The sequence below is a fragment of the Streptomyces sp. NPDC026673 genome, assembly GCF_040638135.1.
GTDB lineage: Bacteria > Actinomycetota > Actinomycetes > Streptomycetales > Streptomycetaceae > Actinacidiphila.
Genome location: NZ_JBEZXR010000166.1, coordinates 1 through 3,974 on the forward strand (window position 1 = coordinate 1; position 3,974 = coordinate 3,974).

General features: G+C 73.1%; 2 protein-coding genes. Both read left to right on the forward strand.

The features are described 5' to 3' along the window. Nucleotides 1-360: 360 nt before the first annotated feature. Nucleotides 361-1,119, forward strand: coding sequence for an SDR family oxidoreductase (locus AB0F62_RS42495; protein ID WP_361812203.1), 759 nt, complete (start codon nt 361-363; stop codon nt 1,117-1,119). 114 nt (nt 1,120-1,233) lie between these two features. Next, the gene (aceE, locus tag AB0F62_RS42500) at nt 1,234-3,921 is read left to right on the forward strand and encodes a pyruvate dehydrogenase (acetyl-transferring), homodimeric type (protein ID WP_361812206.1); all 2,688 of its coding nucleotides are present in this window, start codon (nt 1,234-1,236) and stop codon (nt 3,919-3,921) included. The last annotated feature ends 53 nt before the right edge of the window (nt 3,922-3,974 follow it).

Sequence of the window (3,974 nt, forward strand, 5' to 3'; positions counted from 1 at the left end):
GCCACCTTCATCGACGCCTTCGGCACTCTGCTCACCGGCTTCGGCCACCGGGTGGCGGTGCTCGCCGCCGGTTCACCGCCGGCACTCGGAGGCCCGGCGACGCCGACGCACCGACGTCGCCCCGCGGTGGCCGTGTCCGTCCGTTCCGGGCGCGCAGGGCCGCCGGCAAGTGGTGACCGGGCGGGCCCCCATTCCGTGACAGCCGGCCCTCACCGCCGCCTCCTCCGCCGCACCGGAGCGGGCCACGGTGTCACAACAACGGCCCGGACGCGGTCACAGATCGTGGAGTGACCGGCGTCGCCGTCACCAGGACGAGGCGCCGCAGGGGCGGCCGAACCCCCGCGCAGGAAAGGAACCCGGATGAGAGTCGTTGTCGCAGGGGCTGCCGGCCTGATCGGTTCCAGGACCGTCGCCAGACTCCGGGACCACGGTGTGGAGGTCGTCCCCCTGTGCCGCCGCGACGGCGCCGACGCCGCCGCCGAGGAGGTCGCCACCGCCGGTGACCTGCGGCAGGCCCTGTGCGGCGCCGACGTCGTGGTGGACCTCATCGACACGGCCTCACCCGCCGAGCAGGTCAGCCTGCACCACTTCCGCTCGGCCACCGCCGGCCTCCTGGCCGCCGCGGAGGCGGCGGGAGTGGAACATCACGTGGTGCTCTCCTTCGTGGGCGCCGAACGGCTGCTGTCCGGCTACTTCCGCGCGAAGCTGGCACTGGAGGAGCAGGTACGGCGCTCTCCGATCCCCCACTCGATCGTGCGTGCCGCGCCGTGCTTCGAGAGCGTCGAGGCCATGGTCCTCGCGGACGCGCCCGGGAAGGACGGCGTGCGCGTCGCGCCCGCCCTGATGCGGCCCGTCTCGGCGGACGACGTCGCGACCGCGGTCGCGCACGTCGCCGTCGGAGGGCCGCTCTACGGCACCGTCTGCGTCGCGGGCCCGGAGGAGTACCGCCTCGACGAACTCGGCGCGAAGCTCCTGGCGGCCAGGGGGGACACGCGGGACGTCATCACCGACCCACACGCCTGGTTCTTCGGTGCCGCGCTGCAGCAGCGGACGCTGCTCCCCGGGGCGCACGCCCGCGTGGGACACACGACGTTCGACGAGTGGCTCGCGCGGCGATGACGCCCGTGGCACCGGCCGCGCATCCACCGCACCCGCCCCACGGCGGCGGCCGCCGCCGGTTCCCCCCGCACGGCCGCCGCCCTCACCTCACCCCGCCCCGACAGGAAGGCCGCCATGAGTGATCCGGCACAGCCCGCAGAGTCCCCCGTGACCAGCGAGCTCGACCAACTGCCCGACCGCGACGCCGAGGAGACCGCCGAGTGGCAGGCGTCGCTCGACGCCGTCGTCAGGCACGCCGGGCCCGACCGCGCCGTGTACCTGCTGCGGCGCGTGCACGAGTACGCGGCCGCCGCCGGAGTGCCCGTACCCGGGCTCCTGTCCTCGGACTACGTCAACACGATCCCCGCGAGCGCCCAGCCCGCCTACCCCGGGGACATCGCCATGGAGACCCGGATCACGGCGCTGAACCGGTGGAACGCGGCGGCGATGGTGACCCGCGCCTCCCGTCTCGGGCTCGGCGGCCACATCTCGACCTACGCCTCGGCGGCCTGGCTCTACGAGGTCGGGTTCAACCACTTCTTCCAGGGCAAGGACGGGGCCGGCTCCGGGGATCAGCTGTACATCCAGGGCCACGCGTCACCCGGCATCTACGCGCGCGTGTTCCTCGAGGGCCGGTTGCGCGAGGACCAGCTGGACGGCTACCGGCGCGAGGCCGGCGGCAACGGCCTGCCGTCCTACCCGCACCCGCGGCGGCTGCCGTGGCTGTGGGAGTTCCCCACGGTCTCGATGGGGCTCGGCCCCCTGGCCGCCGTCTACCAGGCCAGGTTCAACCGCTACCTGCACGCCAGGGGCATCAAGGACACGTCCGGGTCGCGCGTGTGGGCCTTCCTCGGAGACGGGGAGGTGGACGAGCCGGAGTCGACGGCGGCGCTGGCCCTCGCGGCCCGCGAGGGCCTCGACAACCTCACCTTCGTGATCAACTGCAATCTGCAGCGGCTGGACGGACCGGTGCGGTCGAACCACCGGATCGTGCAGGAACTCGAGAGCCGGTTCCGCGGCGCGGGCTGGAACGTCGTGAAGTCCCTGTGGGGAGAGGCCTGGGACCCGGTGCTGGGGCAGGACGCCGACGGGTCCCTCGTGCGCCGGCTCGGTGCGGTGCCCGACGCCCAGATGCAGACGTACGCCGCGCGCGACGCCGCCTACACACGCGAGCACTTCTTCACCGGTGACGCGCTGTCCCGTATCGCCGCGGGGCTGAGCGACAGCCGGCTCACCGAGCTCTTCGCCACGTCCCGGGGCGGGCACGAGCCCCTCAAGGTGCACGCCGCCTACCGGGCCGCCGTCGAGCACCGCGGTCAGCCGACCGTCATCCTCGCCCAGACGGTCAAGGGGCACACGCTGGGCTCGGACTTCGAGTCGCGCAACGCCAACCACCAGATGAAGAAGCTGACCATGGCCCAGTTCCGCGCCATGCGCGACACGCTGGAACTCCCCATCCCGGACAACGCGCTGAGCGGGGACCTCGTCCCGTACTGGCATCCCGGCGAGGACTCGGAGGAGGTGCGGTACCTGCGTGACCGGCGTGCCGCCCTGGGCGGCCCCGCCCCGGCGCGCAGGGTCGTCGCCAAGTCGTTGAAGCAGCCGCCGTCCGGCCCCTTCGAGACGCAGCGGAAGGGCTCCGGCAAGCAGGAGGTGGCCACCACCACGGCGCTCGTCAGGCTGGTCAAGGACCTGATGCGCGACGAGGAGACGGGGCCGCGCTGGGTGCCGATCATCCCCGACGAGGCGCGGACCTTCGGCATGGAGTCCCTCTTTCCGACGGCCGGGATCTACGCACCCGAGGGGCAGAACTACGAGCCGGTCGACGGCGATCAGCTGCTGCACTACCGGGAGGCCAGGGACGGCCAGCTCATCGACGAGGGGATCACCGAAGCCGGTTCGCTCGCCGAGTTCACGGCCGCCGCGACCGCCTACGCCACGCACGGCGAGCCCATGATCCCCTTCTACATCTTCTACGCCATGTTCGGGTTCCAGCGGACCGGCGACCAGTTCTGGGCCCTGGCCGATCAACTGGGCCGCGGATTCGCGGTCGGCGCGACGGCGGGCCGTACGACCATGACGGGTGAAGGCCTCCAGCACGGCGACGGGCACTCCCACCTGCTGGCGTCCACCAACCCGGCGGCCGTGAGCTACGACCCGGCGTTCGCCTTCGAGATCTCGGTGATCGTCAAGGAGGGGCTGCGCCGGATGTACGGCGACCAGCCCGAGGACGTCTTCTACTACCTGACGGTCTACAACGAGCCCAAGCGGCAGCCGGCCATGCCCGACGATCCGTCGGTCGAGGAGGGGATCCTGCGCGGGATGTACCTCTTCCGGCCGGCGGCCTCGCCCGACGCCGGGCCGCGGATCCAGCTGCTGGCCTCCGGCACCGCGATCCACTGGGCGCTGGAGGCCCAGGAGCAGCTCGCGTCCGAGTGGGGCGTCCAGGCCGACGTCTGGTCGGTGACCTCGTGGACGGAGCTGCGCCGCGACGCGCTCGACGCCGACTGGGCGCGCCTGGACGGCGAGGAGCGCGTGCCGTACGTGACCACGGCGCTGTCCGGCGCGCAGGGTCCCGTCCTCGCGGTCAGCGACTGGATGCGGCAGGTGCCCGACCAGATCAGCCAGTGGGTCGAGCAGGACTACTCGTCCCTGGGGACCGACGGCTTCGGTCTGTCGGACACCCGGGAAGCGGTCCGCCGCCACTTCCGGGTGGACGCCGAGTCGATCGTGGTGGCCGCCCTGGCCCAGCTGGCGCGGAGCGGCGCCATCTCCGCGGAGACGGTCGCCCGGGCCCGCGCCCGCCACGACGGGCGGGCCTGACGACGCCGGTGCGGTCCCGGGCACGCGGCGGTGTACCCGGGCCCGCACCGGTC